Annotated in this window: 16 protein-coding genes; 2 read left to right on the top strand and 14 right to left on the bottom strand. The window is 30.9% G+C overall.

Annotated features, from left to right (window positions below; genetic code table 11):
- Positions 1–519, bottom strand: coding sequence for a DinB family protein (locus tag EV195_RS09160; protein WP_132794650.1), 519 nt, complete (start codon positions 517–519; stop codon positions 1–3).
- A gap of 36 nt (positions 520–555) precedes the next feature.
- Between EV195_RS09160 and pdxR the strand changes: the two genes are divergently transcribed.
- Positions 556–2,082, top strand: a complete 1,527-nt coding sequence (gene pdxR / locus EV195_RS09165; protein WP_132794651.1) for a MocR-like pyridoxine biosynthesis transcription factor PdxR — start codon at positions 556–558, stop codon at positions 2,080–2,082.
- Here the strand turns inward: pdxR and EV195_RS09170 are convergent.
- Positions 2,051–2,920 carry an RluA family pseudouridine synthase gene (locus EV195_RS09170; RefSeq protein ID WP_243693095.1) on the bottom strand — a complete coding sequence of 290 codons (870 nt, stop codon included), beginning with the start codon at positions 2,918–2,920 and terminating at the stop codon, positions 2,051–2,053. The genes pdxR and EV195_RS09170 overlap by 32 nt on opposite strands.
- A 215-nt stretch (positions 2,921–3,135) precedes the next feature.
- Between EV195_RS09170 and EV195_RS09175 the strand changes: the two genes are divergently transcribed.
- Positions 3,136–5,388 (top strand): IPT/TIG domain-containing protein, encoded by a 2,253-nt coding sequence (locus EV195_RS09175; protein ID WP_165915707.1) that lies wholly within the window; start codon positions 3,136–3,138, stop codon positions 5,386–5,388.
- A gap of 85 nt (positions 5,389–5,473) precedes the next feature.
- On the opposite strand, the gene EV195_RS09180 is transcribed toward EV195_RS09175, so the two are convergent.
- The 12 genes from EV195_RS09180 to EV195_RS09235 all read right to left on the bottom strand — a co-directional run bounded on the left by EV195_RS09180 (position 5,474) and on the right by EV195_RS09235 (position 18,890).
- Positions 5,474–5,818 (bottom strand): 5-carboxymethyl-2-hydroxymuconate Delta-isomerase, encoded by a 345-nt coding sequence (locus tag EV195_RS09180; protein ID WP_132794653.1) that lies wholly within the window; start codon positions 5,816–5,818, stop codon positions 5,474–5,476.
- A 14-nt stretch (positions 5,819–5,832) separates the two neighbouring features.
- Positions 5,833–9,105 (bottom strand): S41 family peptidase, encoded by a 3,273-nt coding sequence (locus EV195_RS09185; protein ID WP_132794654.1) that lies wholly within the window; start codon positions 9,103–9,105, stop codon positions 5,833–5,835.
- 133 nt (positions 9,106–9,238) lie between these two features.
- Positions 9,239–9,658: a VOC family protein gene (locus tag EV195_RS09190; protein ID WP_132794655.1), complete on the bottom strand. Its 420-nt coding sequence runs from the start codon at positions 9,656–9,658 to the stop codon at positions 9,239–9,241.
- Between the two features lie 106 nt (positions 9,659–9,764).
- Entirely contained in the window at positions 9,765–10,328 is a 564-nt protein-coding gene (locus EV195_RS09195; RefSeq protein ID WP_132794656.1) for a TVP38/TMEM64 family protein, read from the bottom strand.
- A gap of 130 nt (positions 10,329–10,458) precedes the next feature.
- Positions 10,459–10,785, bottom strand: a complete 327-nt coding sequence (locus tag EV195_RS09200; RefSeq protein ID WP_132794657.1) for a YbjQ family protein — start codon at positions 10,783–10,785, stop codon at positions 10,459–10,461.
- 95 nt (positions 10,786–10,880) lie between these two features.
- Entirely contained in the window at positions 10,881–11,537 is a 657-nt protein-coding gene (locus EV195_RS09205) for an ATP-binding cassette domain-containing protein (RefSeq protein ID WP_132794658.1), read from the bottom strand.
- A 343-nt stretch (positions 11,538–11,880) separates the two neighbouring features.
- Positions 11,881–13,557 carry a gamma-glutamyltransferase gene (gene ggt, locus EV195_RS09210; RefSeq protein WP_132794659.1) on the bottom strand — a complete coding sequence of 559 codons (1,677 nt, stop codon included), beginning with the start codon at positions 13,555–13,557 and terminating at the stop codon, positions 11,881–11,883.
- Between the two features lie 22 nt (positions 13,558–13,579).
- Complete coding sequence (locus tag EV195_RS09215) at positions 13,580–14,155, bottom strand: hypothetical protein (protein WP_132794660.1); 576 nt, start codon at positions 14,153–14,155, stop codon at positions 13,580–13,582.
- Complete coding sequence (locus tag EV195_RS09220; protein WP_132794661.1) at positions 14,152–14,736, bottom strand: acyl carrier protein phosphodiesterase; 585 nt, start codon at positions 14,734–14,736, stop codon at positions 14,152–14,154. Before EV195_RS09220 ends, EV195_RS09215 begins: the two co-directional genes overlap by 4 nt.
- A gap of 41 nt (positions 14,737–14,777) precedes the next feature.
- Complete coding sequence (locus EV195_RS09225) at positions 14,778–16,439, bottom strand: hypothetical protein (protein WP_132794662.1); 1,662 nt, start codon at positions 16,437–16,439, stop codon at positions 14,778–14,780.
- 10 nt (positions 16,440–16,449) lie between these two features.
- Complete coding sequence (locus tag EV195_RS09230) at positions 16,450–17,664, bottom strand: DUF4249 domain-containing protein (RefSeq protein WP_132794663.1); 1,215 nt, start codon at positions 17,662–17,664, stop codon at positions 16,450–16,452.
- Positions 17,665–17,672: 8 nt separating this feature from the next.
- Positions 17,673–18,890 (bottom strand): DUF4249 domain-containing protein, encoded by a 1,218-nt coding sequence (locus tag EV195_RS09235; protein WP_132794664.1) that lies wholly within the window; start codon positions 18,888–18,890, stop codon positions 17,673–17,675.
- Positions 18,891–18,893 lie beyond the last annotated feature (3 nt).

Raw genomic sequence — 18,893 nt, forward strand, 5'->3', positions numbered from 1 at the left:
TTATAAATATCGTTCTTTAATAATTTCTTGATGCCAAATATCATGACCAGGAATTACAAATGCCGCTGCTCTAGCAGACATAGCATTACCATTTGCATTTCCAATAAAACATAAATCTTCATTCGAAATTGAACTCAAAAAATTAATTGAATGTTCTCTGTTTATTGAAAATTCTATAATCAAATTTTCTATAGATTTTTGATGTGCTCCTGAAGGTTCTATATAAATGTTTTGATCAAAACCACTTAGCGCAGTTGTGTCTCTTCGAGCAATTCTAAAACAACGATTCATGAAAATACGCTCAGTATCTATTTGATGTTGTAATATTTCTTTTACAGACCATTTTTCAGGTTGATATCGATATTCCAGTTTTTCTTTTTTGATGTTTGAAAAGAAATTAATTGTATTTTCTTTTCCTTCTGAAAAGCTTTTCAGTAAACTAGTGTTTGAAGGAAGTTTATCAATATATCTCTTGTAATAAACGTCAAATTCAGTTGGTTGTAATTCTGTAATAAGCATTGTTGAATTAATTTATAAGCTAAAATTACTACTTTTATGGACTGTATACTTAGTCCAGAAAAAACAAAATTAATAGTCCAGATGTTTCCGTATAAAACTTCTTTGTTTATTGACAGATCTTGTGCTCAACCACTATATGTTCAGTTGTCAAATCAATTGATTCAGTTAATAAAAGATCAAAAGTTACCTCCAAATACCAAGTTGCCTGGTACAAGAACATTATCTGATATTTTACAAGTTCATCGTAAAACAGTTGTAGCATGCTATGAGGAATTATTATTGCAAGGTTGGGTAGAAAGTATTCCTAAAAAAGGAACTTTTGTAAATAGTTGTCTGCCAGATGTTACGCCTCAAGATTATGTAGAAGAAAAGGTAGCGATTGATTCGATTCAAGGATTTAGCTTTTACACTAATCAATTTCTTAATAGAAAAACAAATGAATTACTAGAAGGTGTATTATATGTTAATGATGGAATTTCTGATACGAGATTAACTCCTGTTAATGAAATAGCAAGAACCTACAGAAGAATCGCCAGTAGAAAATCTATTTTTGAGCACTTGTCTTATGGAAGTACGTATGGAAATGAAAAGTTGCGAGAGGTTTTAGCAAATTATTTAAACACAACTAGAGGATTACACATATCAAAAGAAAACATACTAATAACAAGAGGAAGTCAAAATGGAATTTATTTGAGCTCTCAATTGTTATTAAGAAAAGGTGATGTAGTAGTCGTTGGTAATACAAACTATATTTCTGCCGACATAACTTTTTTAAATGCTAAAGCTACTATAAAACGTATTGATGTTGATGAGTGTGGTTTGGTTATGGATGATTTAGAAGAGTTATGTAAAAAACACACGGTAAAAGCGGTTTATGTAACCTCTCATCATCATCATCCAACAACAGTAACAATGTCTGCTGAACGTAGAATTCATTTATTGAATTTAGCGAAAAGGTTTGGTTTTGCCATTTTAGAAGATGATTATGATTACGATTTTAATTACAATCACGCACCCATTTTACCATTAGCGAGCCATGATACTAATGGAAATGTTATTTACATTGGTTCAGTTTGTAAAACGGTGGCTCCTGTTTTTAGAATAGGTTATTTGATAGCAAATACATCTTTTATAGAGGAAGCAGCAAATTTGAGAAGAATTGTGGATAGACAAGGAGATGCTTTATTAGAACTGACTTTTGCCGATTTTATTCAGTCGGGAGATTTGGATAGCCATATTCGAAAAGTTCTAAAGATTTATAAGACTCGAAGAGACTTATTTTGTGATCTATTATCTAAAAAACTATCAAAGTATGTTGAGTTTGAAATTCCAAAAGGAGGTATGGCGGTTTGGGTACATTTGAAAGAACCTTACAAATGGACAGCTGTTGCAGAGGTTGCCAAAAAGTATAAACTCGATATAGGAGAATATGAACGTTATGACACTGCAAATACAAACCATAATTGTATTCGTATGGGATTTGCGAGTTGTAATGAAAATGAAATTAAAGAATTTATAGCTAGATTAGCACTTACAATGAAACATCTGGAAAAAGGCGCTTAAATTTTTTGGGTAATTCTGAGGAAATGAACATCTTTTTAGTTGTAATAGGATGAGTAAATTCTAAAGAAGTGGCATGTAAGTATAATCCATTTCCGTATGAAATTAAGTCTTCAATAAAATAATCTTTATCGCCTAGAATAGGATTTCCAATTCCGTGTAAATGTTTTCTTAGCTGATGTCTCCTTCCGGTTTTAGGATTAAGTTCTACAAGGTTTAGAAATCCATATTTTTCAGAGGGAATACTTTTTAAAACATTATATGCTGAGTACGATTCTTTTTCATCAATTAGCATTTCAATTCCTCCTTCATTTTTCATTTTACCAATGGTAACAGCATGATATGTTTTTTGAATTTTCTTTTCCTCAAAGAACTTTGTTAGATGGTAAGTGGTAGCATTTGTTTTACTAATTAATAGCAAACCACTTGTAGGATAATCTAATCGATGAACAGCTCTCGGAATTACGGCATCTTGTTGGGTACTAGCTTTTAAATTTTGTTCTAGAGCATTGTTAATGGTAGCAAAAGAGTTTCCGCTAACTACAATACCAGAAGGTTTATAAATTACAGCCATAAAATCATCTTCAAAAACAACTTGTAAGGGAAATATAAATTGTTTTTTAGGGTCAGTAGTTTCATTTTGGAATAATTCAATTAACTCATTTCCAGTAATTACTAATGCTGTAGTAGCTACATTTCCATTTACAAAAACCAATCCTTTTTTAATGGCTTTTTTAATTCCTGATTTTGTCGGTACAGTACTAAATATTCCAATAGCGTATTCTTGTAAGCGAATTGGTTCTATGCTATTCTTTACTTTATGTTGCTCTTTTAATTTCAAAAAAATGTATTTCAGGCAAATATAGGTAGTTAATCAAATTGAAAAATAATAACTACTTTAAAGAATAATTTTTGTTCCTTAAAAACAATCTTTTATGCCAATTTGAACTACACTCATAGAAATTATACTTTTGAAGTTATCATTCGTGTCTAATTTAGACTTTCAGAAACAGAATTATGCTGTTTTTACAAATACCAAACTTTATATCAATTATCATGAAAACTATTACAAATTCGATTTTTAGAAAACTACTTATGCTACTTGTTTTTTCAGTTTATCAGATAACTGCACAAAATGTTGACAGCATTAGTCCGAGTTCAAGCTCTTTATACGGAAATACTTTAGTAACTATTAACGGAAGCGGTTTTAAATCATCATCAAAAATAACAGTTCAATTTGGGGTTACGGGAGTTTTATCAAGTGATATAACTGTTGTTTCGGATTCTAAAATTATAGTAAGAAATCCAGCAGTTAGTAAAGAACAATCTGTTAACGTTAAAGTTTTAGTTGGAAGTGTTACATGTAAGAATCAACCAAAATTTAACTATAAATTACCACATATAAAATCTTTTAATCCACCAAAAGGTTCAACCAAAGGGAATGAAACAATTACCATTCATGGAAAGTATTTTACAGGAGCTAGTTACGTGAAATTTGGAGAATCAGGAAGCACGCCATTAACAGTTTCGGATACGTTAATAACTGTAAAAAGTCCGGCACACGCGAAAGATAGTGTGAATCTTTCGGTAGAGGTTCAAGGAAAATATGGAGTTTCTTCAACTAAATTTAAGTATCAAAACAAAAGTGTTAAATCTTCGTATGTATTATCACTAGAAAATTTAACAGGATTAGATTCAAACTATAAGGTTTATGTGTTGGGTTTCAGTACTGGATCAAAGAAAAAATTAATAGTAGATTCAAATACAAAACAAGGAGCGTTTACAACTATATCTGATAAAAAAGGGTATATAACTTCTTATGAGTTAGGATCAGACATAACCAGTATTAAGTTGAGTAATTTAAACCCAATTGATGGAGCAAGAATTTACTTTTTTGTAAAAAACACTAGTAAAACTTACAAAGACAATTCAAGTAAAACATCTAATGGAAATTTAGGATTTAAGTACAATAGTTATGGTACAGATGTAAATCAAGTTGGTAATCCACCTCAATCAGATTTTCCTCAGTATAATTATATTGAAGTTACATACTTAGCAAATGAAGGAATGTTTTTAGATGTTTCATCTGTTGATGGTTTTTTCTTCCCAGTTTCTGTTATAGCTGAAGATACAACAGGAAAAGAATTAGGTAGAGTAGGACAAACAGCCGGAATTAGTGGAAAAGCAATTGCAGATGCTTATAAGCCATTTATGAAAAATTATTCGAACTCAACTGCTTACAATGATTTGTATTATCCGGTGGATAAAGATTTGGTTGCTTTGTTAAACCCTGGTTTGTATTTAGAAAATAATACCAGTTCTTTAGAAACGGTTTTTGACACTGCGTTGAATAAAATTTTCACAGATGCCTCTTACAATATGAATATTTGGCAAAAGAACAATGATGGAACTGAATACTATTTTAAAGTATCTCCAATAAAAGATGTTGTTTTCCCAGGTACATCGAATAAACATGATGCTTTGGAATTTAAAGCACCAACGTTATCTGAAACACTATATGTGTTTAATCCAGTAGGATTTTCTGTAGTTTCTTATTTAGATGCAACAACTAAAAAGAGAATGCCAATTAAAGGTTCTATATCAAACAACGTTTTAACGTTTGAAAATCCTTTACCAAATGATGTTGGTTTAGTAGAAGGAATGTACATAAGTAATGGCGGATGTATAACAGATCAAACAATAACCATCAATCAAATTAATAAAAACACAGAAAATGAAATTGTATCTGTAAATGTTAATACCAAGCCAAAGTGTGCTTCTCCTAAGTTCCAGTACAAATTTTCGAAAGCATCAACAAACTATTATTACTCTTCTGGTCATATGACTTTTGCAGGATTAGGTTTGTTTGCTGATGGATCTTACAGGTATTCTGATAAAAATGTTCAAACTATAGTAAATGGTTTAGAAAATCAAATAAGTACGGCATTAAATAGGGGAGTTGCTCTAGTAAAATCAACAGACACTACTAGTAACGGAAGAACAACTACAAGTTGGGGTAAGGAAACAGATTGGTATCCAGCTAATCAACCACAGAATTTATTTTCATACTTTATGCATACGGCTAAAGTTGGTTCACAAAATATTTTTGCGCTCCCTAAAAATGCTATAAAGTCAGCTCAAGGAGATTATATGGCGCAAGCTTACGGATTTGCCTACGATGAAGATCCTATAGAGATTCAACAAACAAAACAACCTCCAGTACCAGCTGAGTTTTCAGGAGCTTTTCCAACAGGAACAACGCAGTTAAAGCTAGAATTAGGTCCGTGGAAAACCAAAAAGAAAAAATAAGTTAAGAAAAACACATAATAAAGATTAAAAAAAACGAGGTTAAAATTTGATTTTAACCTCGTTTGCTATGTATAAATTGTACAAATTAAACCATAGATTTGTTGCAATATGTAGCTTTTTCAAAATCTCTGATATTAATTGAAATTATAGGAACATTAGGAAACATTTGTTTTAGTGTTGATACAATACTATTTGAAAGCTCTTTCTTTTGAGCTATTGTTCTTCCTTGCATAATATTTGCAAAAACATGAATGAAATCATCCTTTGTATTTCCTACAGTATAATATTCAAAAGGGTTAATTCTAACTTTAATATCTCCTTTGGCAAATAAATTACTAGCATCTGCGCTATCATAAACCTTCTGAATTATTTCTTCAGGAGTTTTTAAGTTTATAATATTCTTTGAACAATCGATTACAAAATGTGGCATATATATAAAATAAATTATTTTTCTTTTTCGTATCCTTCAGGTCTTTTAGATCGGATAGGTGCTTTCGGTTCAGGTTTTAATTGAAACTCTTTTCCTTTTAATAAACGTAAAGCTTCTTGAACAGCTCTTTCCAACTGAGGATCATTTCCATTTGAGACTTCTTTAGGATCTTGAATTACCTCAATGTCGGGAGCAACACCATCACCTTCAACTGCCCATTCACCATTTACATCGAAAAAACCACCACGAGGAGCTACCATTCTACCACCATCTATAAATCTAGGAGTATCCCAAGTACCAACTAAACCACCCCAAGTTCTTGTACCAACTAACGGTCCTATATTTTTGAATTTAAACATATATGGAAGTAAATCACCACCAGAACCAGCACGCTCATTAATAATCATTACTTTTGGGCCCCAAATTCCCGCCATTGGAGTTGTCCATGGTCTACGATCGTTAGCTTTACTATTGAAATAACCCATTAAATCACGAGACATAATATCAATCATGTAATCAGCAGCTGAACCACCACCGTTGTTTCTTTCATCTATAACAACTCCTTTTTTATCTTGTTGAGAAAAGTAATAGCGATTAAAGGAAGTGAATCCAGCTCTAGAAGTATTAGGAACATAAACGTAGGCTAACTTACCATCTGATAATTTGTCAACTTTTCTTCTATTACTTTCAATCCAGTCAATAGTTCTTAAAAAACGCTCACTAGCAACTGGTTTTACTAAAACTGATCTAGCTCCGTCAATACTTGGTTTCGAATTTACTTTAATATAAATTTCACGACCTGCAGTTTGTTCTAATAATTGATAAGGATTGAGATCACTCATTAATTTTACTCCGTTTATTTCCAATAAATAATCTCCTATGTTTACGTTAATGCCAGGCAAACCAAGAGGAGCATTATTTTCGGGGTTCCAACGTTCTCCATTATAAATTTTAGCAAAACGATATACTCCTTTGTGTTGTTCTAAATCGCATCCTAATAATCCTACAGGCACACGATTTATATTTGGTGTATCGCCGCCAGAAACATAAGAGTGTCCAATAGCAACTTCACCACTCATAATGTCTACAACATAATTTAAATCAGTTCGATGTCTAACGTGATCAATCCATGGAGCATACCATTTATAAACATCATCCCATGGTGCGCCATGAACGTTATCAACATACAGGAAGTCACGCATATATCTCCAACCTTCTTTAAAAATTTGATGCGCTTCTGCTTTAGGATCTACTTTTATTTTAAGATCTGTTTTTAATTTTCCTTTAGAGTCTTTTACAGGAGTTTTACTATTAACAATACTCCAGCTACCACTTTTGTATAACAATACAGAATTTCTGTCTTCTGAAGTAACTATTTGACTAACGCCTTTAGAAAATTCGGTAGCTTTTTCTTTTGTAACATCATATGAATGAATAGTAACTCCTCTTGTGTTTGGAACAGCTTCGCCAATAAAAACATTATCCTTTGGACCTTTTGTTAAATAAAGATAATTTCTAGCAGGAAGTTTTAATGCTACAGCTCTATCAAAAATTCCATTTTCTTCAATACTTACAGTAACTTTCTTACTTTCTTTTTTATCATCTTTTTTCGCATCCTTTTTACCTTTTGTATCGTTTTTTCCAGAGTCGCTCTCTTTTTTTATTTCCTCTTCATCAGTTTTAGGAAGATTTGGAGCTTTATCTTTTGAGTTTAATACAACAGCATATAAACTTCTTGTAACACTAGGATCATATGAGCTCATATCTAACCATCCAGACTGTAAGCCATAATCGGTACTCGCTAACGTGTAAAGATATTTACCAGATGCATCCCAAACTGGTGAAATTGCATCGGCTATTGGATCAGTAATTTGAACCTTTTTCTTGGTGCTTATTTGATATGCAAAAATAGATTTAAAATGACTGTCATTTTGCTTAGCATAAGCAATCCAATCACTATCAGGAGACCATTGCGGATTCATTGATCTGTTTGGGTGTGCATATCTATCGGTATCGACTTTTACAGCTTTTTTTGAGTCAAGATTTATAACCCAAATATTAAAATCAGTATCGGTGTAAGCAATATGTTTACCGTCTGGAGACCAATCTGGTCTATAATAAAATGTTGGATTAGGTAATGAAATATATTCTTGATTTTTACCATCCTGATCAGCTAAGACCATTTCATACTCTCCATTTTTATCTGAAAACCATGCTACTTTATTACCTTTAGGAGACCAAATTGGAGAACGATCTGCAATACCTGGTGAATTTGTAAGGTTTCTCCAAGTTCCGTTTTCTTTAGGGATTGTAAAGATTTCTCCTCTATATTCAAAAATGGCTCTTTTTCCTTTAGGAGATATGTTTGGATTAGTTAAGTTTCTTCCTGAAACATTCATCCAACGAGTTCTAGAATAGTTTAAATCTCCTTTTACATTAATTAGAATTTGTCTAGTTTCTCTTGTGTTTGGATTTAAGAAGTGAATATATCCAGCTTGTTCATAAATAATACCATTTGTATTGGCATCTAAGCTTTTAATGTCAAATTTTTTGTGAAATGTTATTTGAGTTTCTTGTTTGGTTTTTATATTATACGACCAAATATTATTGGTATAATCTCTTTCTGATAAATAAAATACTTGACCATTATACCATACAGGGTCTAAATGCCTTTCTTTATCTTTTTGAGGTGTAGTTTGAAGCTCTTTTGTCTTTAAGTTTACAATCCAAATTGGCATAGCTTGTCCTCCTCGATAATTTCTCCATTCTGCGTCCCAGCTAGTAATTGGAGTATAGGCAATATGGTTTCCGTCTTCAGAAACTTCGCCATATGCTGCTCTCGGAATTTCAAGCGACTCAGGCATTCCTCCATTAGGAGAAATTTTGAAAAATTTATTGAGTTGAGTTGGTCTAGCTTCTCTATCTGATCTGAAAATAATTTTATTATCAGGAGTCCAGCCTTGGACAAAATCACCGGAAGGATGATAAGTTAAGCGTTTAGGTTCTCCACCTTCAGCTGGAATTACATAAACATCAGTATTTCCATCATACTGCGCAGTAAAGGCGATCATTTTACCATTTTTCGAAAAATGAGGGTTAGATTCATACCCATCATCACTAGTTAATCTAACTGCATCGCCGCCGTTTAGTGATGCTTTCCATAAATCATTTGCATATACAAAAACGACTTCTTTTTGTGATAAAGAGGGTTGTCTCAATAATCGGGTCCCTTGTGCTAATGCTGTAAAAGAAACACATAAAGAGAGCACGAATGTTATTTTTTTCATGTTCTTTTGTTTGGTTAAATATCAGAAGTAATAAAGGTAACCAAAAAGAAAACTTAAAAAACTAAAGGTTATGTTAAAGCTAATAAGAAAATGCAGAAAAGCCGCTTTTTTATCAGGTATACTAATTGAAAAATTACTTTGCAAAAAGTTGGCTCATATCTTTAAAAGCTTTGAACTCAAGAGCATTATTTTCAGGGTCGTTAAAAAACATAGTTGCTTGTTCTCCTACTTTTCCTTTAAACCTTATAGTTGGTTCAATAATAAATTTGGTACCAACACTTTTTAATTTTTCAGATAAACTTGTCCAGTCTTCCCACGATAACACAACACCAAAATGAGGAACAGGTACATCATGTCCATCCACTGGGTTTGTAATTGCTTTGGTAGGAGAGAAGTCGTCTTTCTGATGAATCACTAACTGGTGTCCGAAGAAATTAAAATCTACCCAATGATCCGAGCTTCTTCCTTCTTCACATTCTAAAACGTCTCTATAAAACGTTCTGCATTTTTCTAAATCTTGAACAGGTATGGCTAGATGAAAAGGTTGTATCATAAGAAAATCTTATTAAAATGGTTAAATCAAAGATACCATTCTCCAGCTTATTTGTATTTTATTATTAAATTTTAAACAGAATATAAATTTTAGTAAATATCTATTGCTACAGTTGTAACAATCCTCCTGAGTAAATGTAGAAAGAAACTAGTATTATCTCTCCTACAAAAACACCTGTAAACATATACTTATACGGCATTTTTATAATCCCAGCGACATAGCAAATAATATCAGTTGGAACCAGAGGGAAAAAGGACCATCCTAAAACTAACCATGTAGCTTTTGAACTTTGTAGTTTGCTTTCCCATTTTTTTACTTTATTCGGATATTTTTTTTCTAGATATTCACTAAAACCTAACATGTCAGAAAAATAATAGAGGGCTGTTGCTGACAGCATAATTCCTATCATAGAAATAAGAAGTACTAATAATAATCTATCAGGAAATAGTAGAGCTCCTACTATAACAAATGGAGTACTAGGTATCAGAAAAAAACCTCGTACTATAGAGAGTATTATATAAACCAATAAGATTTGATCATTATAAGAGCTTATAAAACTCTTAAGGTATTCAACTGAAAATATTGCTGGATTTTGAGCGTAGCAATACAAAAAGTAAATCAATAATACTCCCCAAAGTATATAAAAGATTTTTTTTCCAGTTCTTAACATAGATTTTTCAACTAAAGATTTATTTGGCAATTGATATTCTATTCCTAGAATTTACAATATAAGACGATAAGAGAAAAAAAATGTTACGTTAGCGTAATGATTCATTTAAGAATCATCCAGTTCTAATTAATCATGAGGCTACATAAACAGCTGTTCCTGTTACAGAAACTACTAACGCAGATGTATTAGCTATAGTTTCAATATCTACCTTAATTCCCACAATAGCATTGGCATTTAAATTTTGTGCATTTTGTTGTAGTTTTTGAAAAGCATCTTCTTTAATTTTCTCTAAAGCAGTTTCATAAGCTTCATAATACTTTTTCATGCTAAACATATCTTTAAAAGACATTTTAATTCCTTTATAGGAGAAAGATGAATTATATGAAACACCAGTAACAATACCTTTATATTCTATAATTTTGAATCCTTCGATTGAGTTAGTTGTAGTTAATATCATGTGATAGTTTTCTTGATTAGTAGCTGATTTGTTTTTGTAGTTACATAAGCAATTTAATTATTTTCATTGATAATCTATATTTTTAAACCATAAGTTTATTCTGAAAGGTACCCCAGTTCTATTAGTTCTTCGTGTTTTTTGATTTCTTTTAAATGACCGTCTTTTAAGAAAACTATTTTATCGGCAAGTTTTATCACATTTCGATAATCATGATCAGTAATAATAATTCCTTTTGTATTTCTCATACTATTTATTATTGAAATTATTTGTTCTCTGACTATTGGACTAACACCATTGAATGGTTCATCAAGTAAAACAAACACAGCTTCTGAATGGAGAATAAGTAAAATTTCAACAATTCTTTTTTCACCTCCAGACAAGACATTGTTTGTTTTATTTAAAAGTGGTTTTATAAATGCATTTTTAAATAAAAGGTCACTTTTTTTCTTTCCAAGAAACAATCGAATGAGGCGTTTAATTTTAATGTTATTTGGAAGAAAATTATCTTGAGGTAAATAATTTATTAAGTTTCTTCCATCTGATATGTTTCTGATAACTTTATTGTTAACTCTAACAAAACTAAATTCAGCTTTTTCCACACCGAAAATTATTTTTAATAAAGTTGATTTACCACAACCGTTTCTTCCAATAAGACCTTTAATTTCTCCGGTTTTACAAGAAAGAAATACATCACTTAAAATTAAATTATTACCGTATGATTTTCTGACGCTATCTACGTGAAGGTGACTCATGAACTTAAAAAGATAAAAAAGCTACTTAAACTTATAATTCCTGTTGATTGCCAGAGTTTTGTGGAGTTAATCCCTAAATTGAAATAATAAAAGTATTGATTTTTATTAAGGAGATTGTAAAAATAAAAATGATTACAAGGGGCGATAATACATAAACTTATCGCAGTTAGTTTGGTCGGAATTGGTGTAAAACCACCAATTAAAAATGAGATAACTAGAGATATTGGCAGAATTTTGCTCTGAAATAAAAGTACGTTCTTTAACATTCGCATAATGCAATATATAGAGACGTAATTTTATTCTTTAATGAATTAATAAACTATAACAAAGAATTAGGATTTTTTTAAAATCCCGATGGGGCATCATCTCCACGATGGTCTGCGCCACCTTCTAATTTACCATTTGGTAATACTAAAATGGCATCTACTTTACCAATTACAGGCGAATCCGTTTCATCTATAATATAACCTAGCTTTTTTAGTTGTTCTTTTACAATAATAGTAAAACTGTTTGGCTCCATTCTTATTTCGTCAGGTAACCATTGGTGGTGAAAACGTGGTTTATTAACAGCTTCTTGCATACCCATATTATATTCATGAACATTTAAGATTGTTTGTAAAACTGAAGTAATAATTGTAGAACCGCCTGGCGTTCCGACTACCATAAATAGCTTACCGTTTTTCTCTACAATGGTTGGTGTCATTGAACTTAGCATTCTTTTTTCAGGCTCAATTTTATTGGCTTCTGCGCCAATTAATCCAAACATATTTGGGGTACCAGGTTTGCTACTAAAATCGTCCATTTCATTATTTAACAAGAAACCTAATTCTGAGCAGTATAATTTTGAACCATAAGCACCATTTAACGTTGAGGTTACCGAAACGGCATTTCCAAACTGATCAACGATAGAGTAGTGGGTGGTTTCATCACTTTCAATAAAGTTTATTTCACCATGAGATATTTCAGAAGATAGAGTTGGTCTTTCAAATGAAAAGTTTTCCATTCTTGAATTAGCATATTTCTTACTGATTAGTTCTTCCATTGGGATTTTAACAAAATCAGGGTCTCCTAAAAAATGACTTCTATCGGCATAGGCTCTTCTTTCTGCTTCAACTAACAATTGAATATATTTAGTACTATTATGTTCGTATTGTTCTATATTAAAAGGTTCTATAGCATTCATTATTTGAGCTAAACAAACGCCACCACTTGATGGAGGAGCCATTGAAATGATTTTTAAATCGTCATAGGTAAAAACCACAGGAGTTCTCCATTTAGCTTCATATTTAGCTAAATCTTGCTCAGTTATAATTCCTCCATTATCTTGAAGAAACTTAGCTAGAGTTTTTGCAGTTTGTCCTTTATAAAACTCATCCCTACCATACTTTTGGATTCTAGTTAAGGTCTCGGCAAGTGAAATATATCTTATAGAATCACCTTTTTTCCAATTGTTATCAAGTAGAATGGTTTCTTTGTTAGCTTTTCTAAAGTTTGGAGTATGTTTTTCTAAGCGTTTTTGTTGTTTTTCAGTAACAACAACTCCTTTTTTAGCCAATTCAATAACAGGTTGTAAGATATCTTCAATAGGTAAGCTACCAAATTTTTTATGTGAAGCAAATACACCAGCAACAGTTCCGGGTACTCCAACAGCCATAGCTCCTAAAGTACTTTTATTTTCAATAACATTTCCTAAAGAATCTAAAAACATGTTTTTTGTAGCGCTTAATGGAGCTTTTTCTCGATAATCTAAGGCGCCTATTTCTCCATTATTTTTTCTGTAAACCATAAATCCGCCACCACCTATATTACCAGCGTACGGATAAGCGACAGCTAGGGCTAATTCTGTAGCAACCATTGCATCGAAAGCATTGCCCCCTTTTTTTAAAATATCAGAACCAATCTTAGAAGCTTCAGCTCTAGCAGAAACTACCATTGCTTTTTCTGTAATTAAACCAATTTCAGGTTGAGGTTTGCAGTTAAAAAAAAATAAAGAAACTATAATTGGGAGGAATTTTTTCATACAATGTTGAAATCTTGAAAAGTTATTTTATTAAAAACTCATCAGATTTAAAATTAATATAGTTAGCAAAAAAAGAAGCAAACCATTTTAAATCATCTAATAAGTATTTTTCATCTTCGTTATCAAATCCTAAAAGCAAATGTTTTTCATTATTTGTATCTACTAAATAAAGTTTTCCATGATTAGTATTTTGTTTAATATCTGTAATGTCAATTTCAAAATCGGTTACAGTATCACCATCAAAAGAATATTCTTCAGATTCTGTATTGATAATAATTTTATTGTTTACTAGTTTTTTCTTGTTTGCATTTGATTCCCATTTAGCTTTCATTCTTGAAAAATTGAACGCTGATGTTCCTAAGAAAAAAATAAAGATAGCAAACATCTTTCCTGTATGTGATCTGATGAAATCAGATTTAAAAGTCAAATAATAAATTAATATTATGATAGCGATTAAGAAAGGAATAATAATTAAACCAATGAAGTTAGCATAATCCATTTTAGGTTTTCCTATTATTATATTATTATTTTCTTTATAAAAAGAAATTTTCAACCTTTTTAATTTAGATTCAAATAAGTCTAATTTTTGGTTTTTCATAGTTTGTCAATTTCAATAGAAACAAAATTAATTAGTTCAAACATAAAGGTTTGAAAATCATTTTCAAAATCTGTGTAATACAATTCAAGATCTTCAATAGCTAAGTTCATTTTTGATTTTCCTCTTGTCCTTCTGTTCATTCCTTTTAAAACATCTTGAATTCCTTCAATAAACTGATAATTATACAACCAGTTGTATTGAATCATGTAGGGAAGGAGTTCTTTGGTTTTTTCTGGTAAAATTTTTAGCTGACTTTGTAAATAAGCATAGATGCTATTAGTATAAATGTCTAATGGAATTTGAGAGTAATCGTCCCAGTTTTTAGCAAGAAAATGATCGTAAAAGATATCTATAATAACACCATCGTAATGGCCATATCGTTCATGTAAACGACGTTTGCTTATGCGGACTATTTCATTTGAATCCGTAAAAGTATCTATTTTACGATGTAAATGAATTCCTTTTTGAATATCTTCTGGTAAATGTTTGAATTTATTTCCTCTAACATGATCAGCAATAAAATTACCAAGCATTATATGTGGATTATTGGGAGATAAATACAAATGAGCCAAAAAATTCATTGCATAAATGTAGCGAAAAAAGACTAATTAAGATCAACGAGTTATTCTACCGCAAAATCTTGTGTAATAGACACTAATTTTCCGTTTATATCATAACCTTGAATTGTAATTTCATAAGTTCCTATAACATCAGATGTATAGAAAGTTACCTCTTTGGTTGTGTTTTTTACGCTAGGATTCCAATACAGTTGTGTTCTAAAATCAGGTATTCTTGTATTACTTTCTTTATGGTCTTGAAAGAAATATATTTTTTTAGGTTGTACAGGTTGTACATCAAATTTTGTGTATTCATTGTTGTTTTCGGCATAATTGCCTTTGAAAGTTTCTACAAGTACGATACCTTGATATATAGCATTTCCGTAAAAGTATTTGTCTTTAACCAGAGAAATGGTTTTAATTTTTCTAGAATTATAACTCATAAAACTAGTATGATCCATTATTATTCTACCATCTATGATTAAAAGTGACGGCAGGTAATTTAAAGTTTCAGAAGCATCAGCATCAGTAACTTTTATTTGATAGTCGTCTCCTTTTTTATAAAAACCAGCACCTTCGATTACCTCAATAAATGTTTCTTTTATGGTATTAAATCGAGTATAATCATCCAACGGATAGGCTACTTTAATTCTGTCTAATAGTAAATCTTTTTTTGAAATGTCTATTATTGAATCTTGTTTTACCGTATAGTAAGCATTCTCAATTTGAGAGTATAAACTCCTGTTTTTAATAAGTGTTACCGCCGATTCATCTAATTGAATCGGAGCAAAATCACTTAACGCTTTAATTGTGTTTTCAGATTCAATAAGTTCTATTGTATATGCCGATTTGTTCTTGTCAAGTATACTAATATAGACAGCGTTTTTGTTAAGATTTTCAATGTTAAAGTAAAACTCACCGTTGCTATTAGTAATAGCAGTTAGTGGAAGTGATTTATTATTTTCAAAGGATAACGCTAGTTTTACATTTAAAAGTTTAGCAGATGTAGAACTTATTTTTCCTTTAATAAGAGAACCTCTCAATTCTGGTAAAAATAATTGATTACTTCCAGTTACTTTTGAGTTCTTTAAACTAGCGGTTGGAACAGAATAATTGTCTTTTAGTGTTACTGAAATCGAAAAATCTCCATTGATGGTTTCAAGTTTTTCAGTTGAAAGAGGTAATATTATTTTCTCTCTTTTTTTATAAGAAGTAGCTATGCTTTTTATAAAAGAGTTCTCATTACTTGAGCTTGTTGATTCTTTGATGTTTGTATTTGATGCATCAGAACTACTTGTCGGTAATTTGTTAGAAAAAGGATTTATGATAATGATATTCTTTTCAAAGAATTCCTTTTTGTTAAGCATCCATTTCGTGTATGCAATAAGTTTATAAGAACCTGTTTTTACTTTTGTATCAATAAACACATCACCATAACCGGTACCATTAGTAAGTGCAATCTTTTGTTTTGAAATACTACTATTTTCTTGATTAATTAATTCTACATACGCAATATTACTGAAAGGAGTATATTGATTGTTTTTATTTAGACAATATACTTTGTAAAATAATTTTTCCCCAGAAACTAGAAAGTCATTGTTTAAATGAACATGAATTTTTTCACTAGGATGGTTTTCTAAGTTGTTAAGTAGCTTATAATCAACATTCGATTGAGCAATTCCAATACATGCTACGGTAATATGTAATAAAAATAGTATTCTTTTCATTTTTTTAATTTTAATCTACCCAAAAATCAGGTTGTTGAACAGGTCCTAAGTGTGAACAATCTCCACATTGTCTTAATACAACTTGGTATGGAGAATTTGAAGATCCTCCACCAATTCCTCCAGGAGGTTCATCATAAAATATGTGCGTTGCTAAAAAGTCTAGTAAAGGAGAATTCCCAAAGTTATCTTCAAAAAGAGGTTGAGGAAACTCATTACAAGCATTCGAGTCTGTATAGTTTTTGTAAGAAATATCGGTGATGTCACTTCTATTAAAGAAAAAGCGTTTTTCACTAAAAGAAGAAACCTCAAAGAAACCTATAACGTTGTTTTTGTCAGGATTTGATTCTGCTGTAATATTACTAGGGATGTTACCAACTTGAGTTTGAGAAAAAATATCGTTTTGGTCTGAGAATTTATCTAATAACTGATAATAGTCGTATGTATTTTGATTGAGTACATACTGTTTTAAAAGAATACTATATCTAAGTCCAACTATATAACTTTCTAAAGGTATTTCTCTTATAGTAAAACCTAAAACCTGATCCTGTGCTAACGTTTTTGTCTCAGTAATCAAGATGCTATTTGATTTTTTATTTCCATAACAAAATCCTTCACCATAAATTTCAGGCTCTTTGTCAACCAAATCAAAATCATAAGGTGAAACATCTGACAATATTCTAATACGCTTAGAATTCCATATAAAAGCCTTTATTTTATAAGTTTCTTCATACTCATAACGGTAATAACTTCCATCGATGTTATTTCCAGAGGAGTTTGCTTTAAAAACAATTATAGATTCGTTATCGATATTAGCATCGATAGTTGCAGTCATATCTGTAATTTCAGAAATATTTGGTAACTGCTCGCTTCTTGAACTATACTTTTCTCCATCATAGGTTTGAATGTTTAATATGTACTTCTTATTAGGTTGAACTGCGAAAGCTTGAGTAGATGTATATATTCCATTATCAGTTTCCTGAAAATTATAAACAGCACCAGAATCATCTGTAATAGTAATAACTGCATTTCTCTCAGAGATTACATCTTCAGATTCGATTGGAGTAGTACGAGACAGCTCTATACGATGAGTTTTTAACTCGTTTGTAATAATAGCTTTTACCACTAAATTACTTTCAAATGAAGTGCTAGGAAACTCAACAGTTTCAATACAGCTACTTAATATGATAGCAACAAATAAATATGATATGTTTTTAATTTTCTTCATTAATTATTTTATTCTGTCCAAAAATCAGGTGGATTAACTGGACCTAAATGTGAACAATCACCACATATTTTTAATGCTAATTGATACGGCTTATTAGGTGGTATAATAAGAACATCAGGAGGACTTTGATAAATCCATCCTGTTCTCAATCTATTTAAAAGAGGAGAACGTCCACGAGAATCTTCGATTTCTGGATTTACACGCTCTGCACATGAGCCAAGATTTTGATAATTTTCAAAATCAACTTCTGTTATGTCTTCTCTGTTTAAGAAAATTCTTTTTGTGGATAGAGAAGAAACTTCAAAGAAACCTAAAACCTTATCCTCTTGAGGGTTGTCTACAGATGTAACATTGCTAGGAATATTACCAACTTGTGTTTGAGAAAATATATCATCTGGATTTGAAAATTTATCTAACAAAGTATAAAAGTCAAATGTATTTTGATTGATGACATATTGTTTTACTAAAATACTGTATCGAATACCAATAATATAACTATCCAAAGGGATTTGTCTTATTGGAAATCCGATAACCTGATCTTGTGATAATGATAACGTTTCTGTTACTAATACCTTTTTTGATTTTTGATTTCCATAACAAAATCCAATTCCATCTTCCTCAGGAGTTTTATCTACTAATTCAAATTCATAAGGGTTAGTATCTGAAATTATCAAAAGCTTTTTTTGACTCCAAATAGGCGTTTTTATTTTATACGTTTCATCGTATTCGTATCGGTAATAGTTACCATCTCCTGAAGAGGGGTTACTATTAGCTTTTATAACTAGCTCTTGAATTTGAGATATTTCATTTTCTTCTATACTGATATCTAAATCACCAACTGTAGCAGTACCAGGAAGCATTTCTTCAGATGAGGTGTATTTTTGTCCATTACTAGTTTCTATATTCAACGTATATTTTTTAGCAGCTTCAGCAGAGAAAGTATTTATCGATGTATACGTTCCATCTTCTGTTTCTTGAAAATTATAAATTGCACCAGTATTGTCTGTTACAAATACAGTAGCATTTTTCTCTGGACTTAATTTGGTTGAATCTATAGGAATTGTTCTAGATAATTCTACCGTATGGTTTTTAAGCTCATTAGTTAGTATTCCGTTTACAACAAGGTTACTGTCTACAGAAATTGTAGAAAACTCAACAGGTTCAATACAACTATCAATAATTAATAAACCAATAAGTAAATATATGTATGAGATAATTTTTTTCATGAT

The organism is Tenacibaculum skagerrakense, assembly GCF_004345825.1.
In the GTDB taxonomy this organism is placed as follows: domain Bacteria; phylum Bacteroidota; class Bacteroidia; order Flavobacteriales; family Flavobacteriaceae; genus Polaribacter; species Polaribacter skagerrakensis.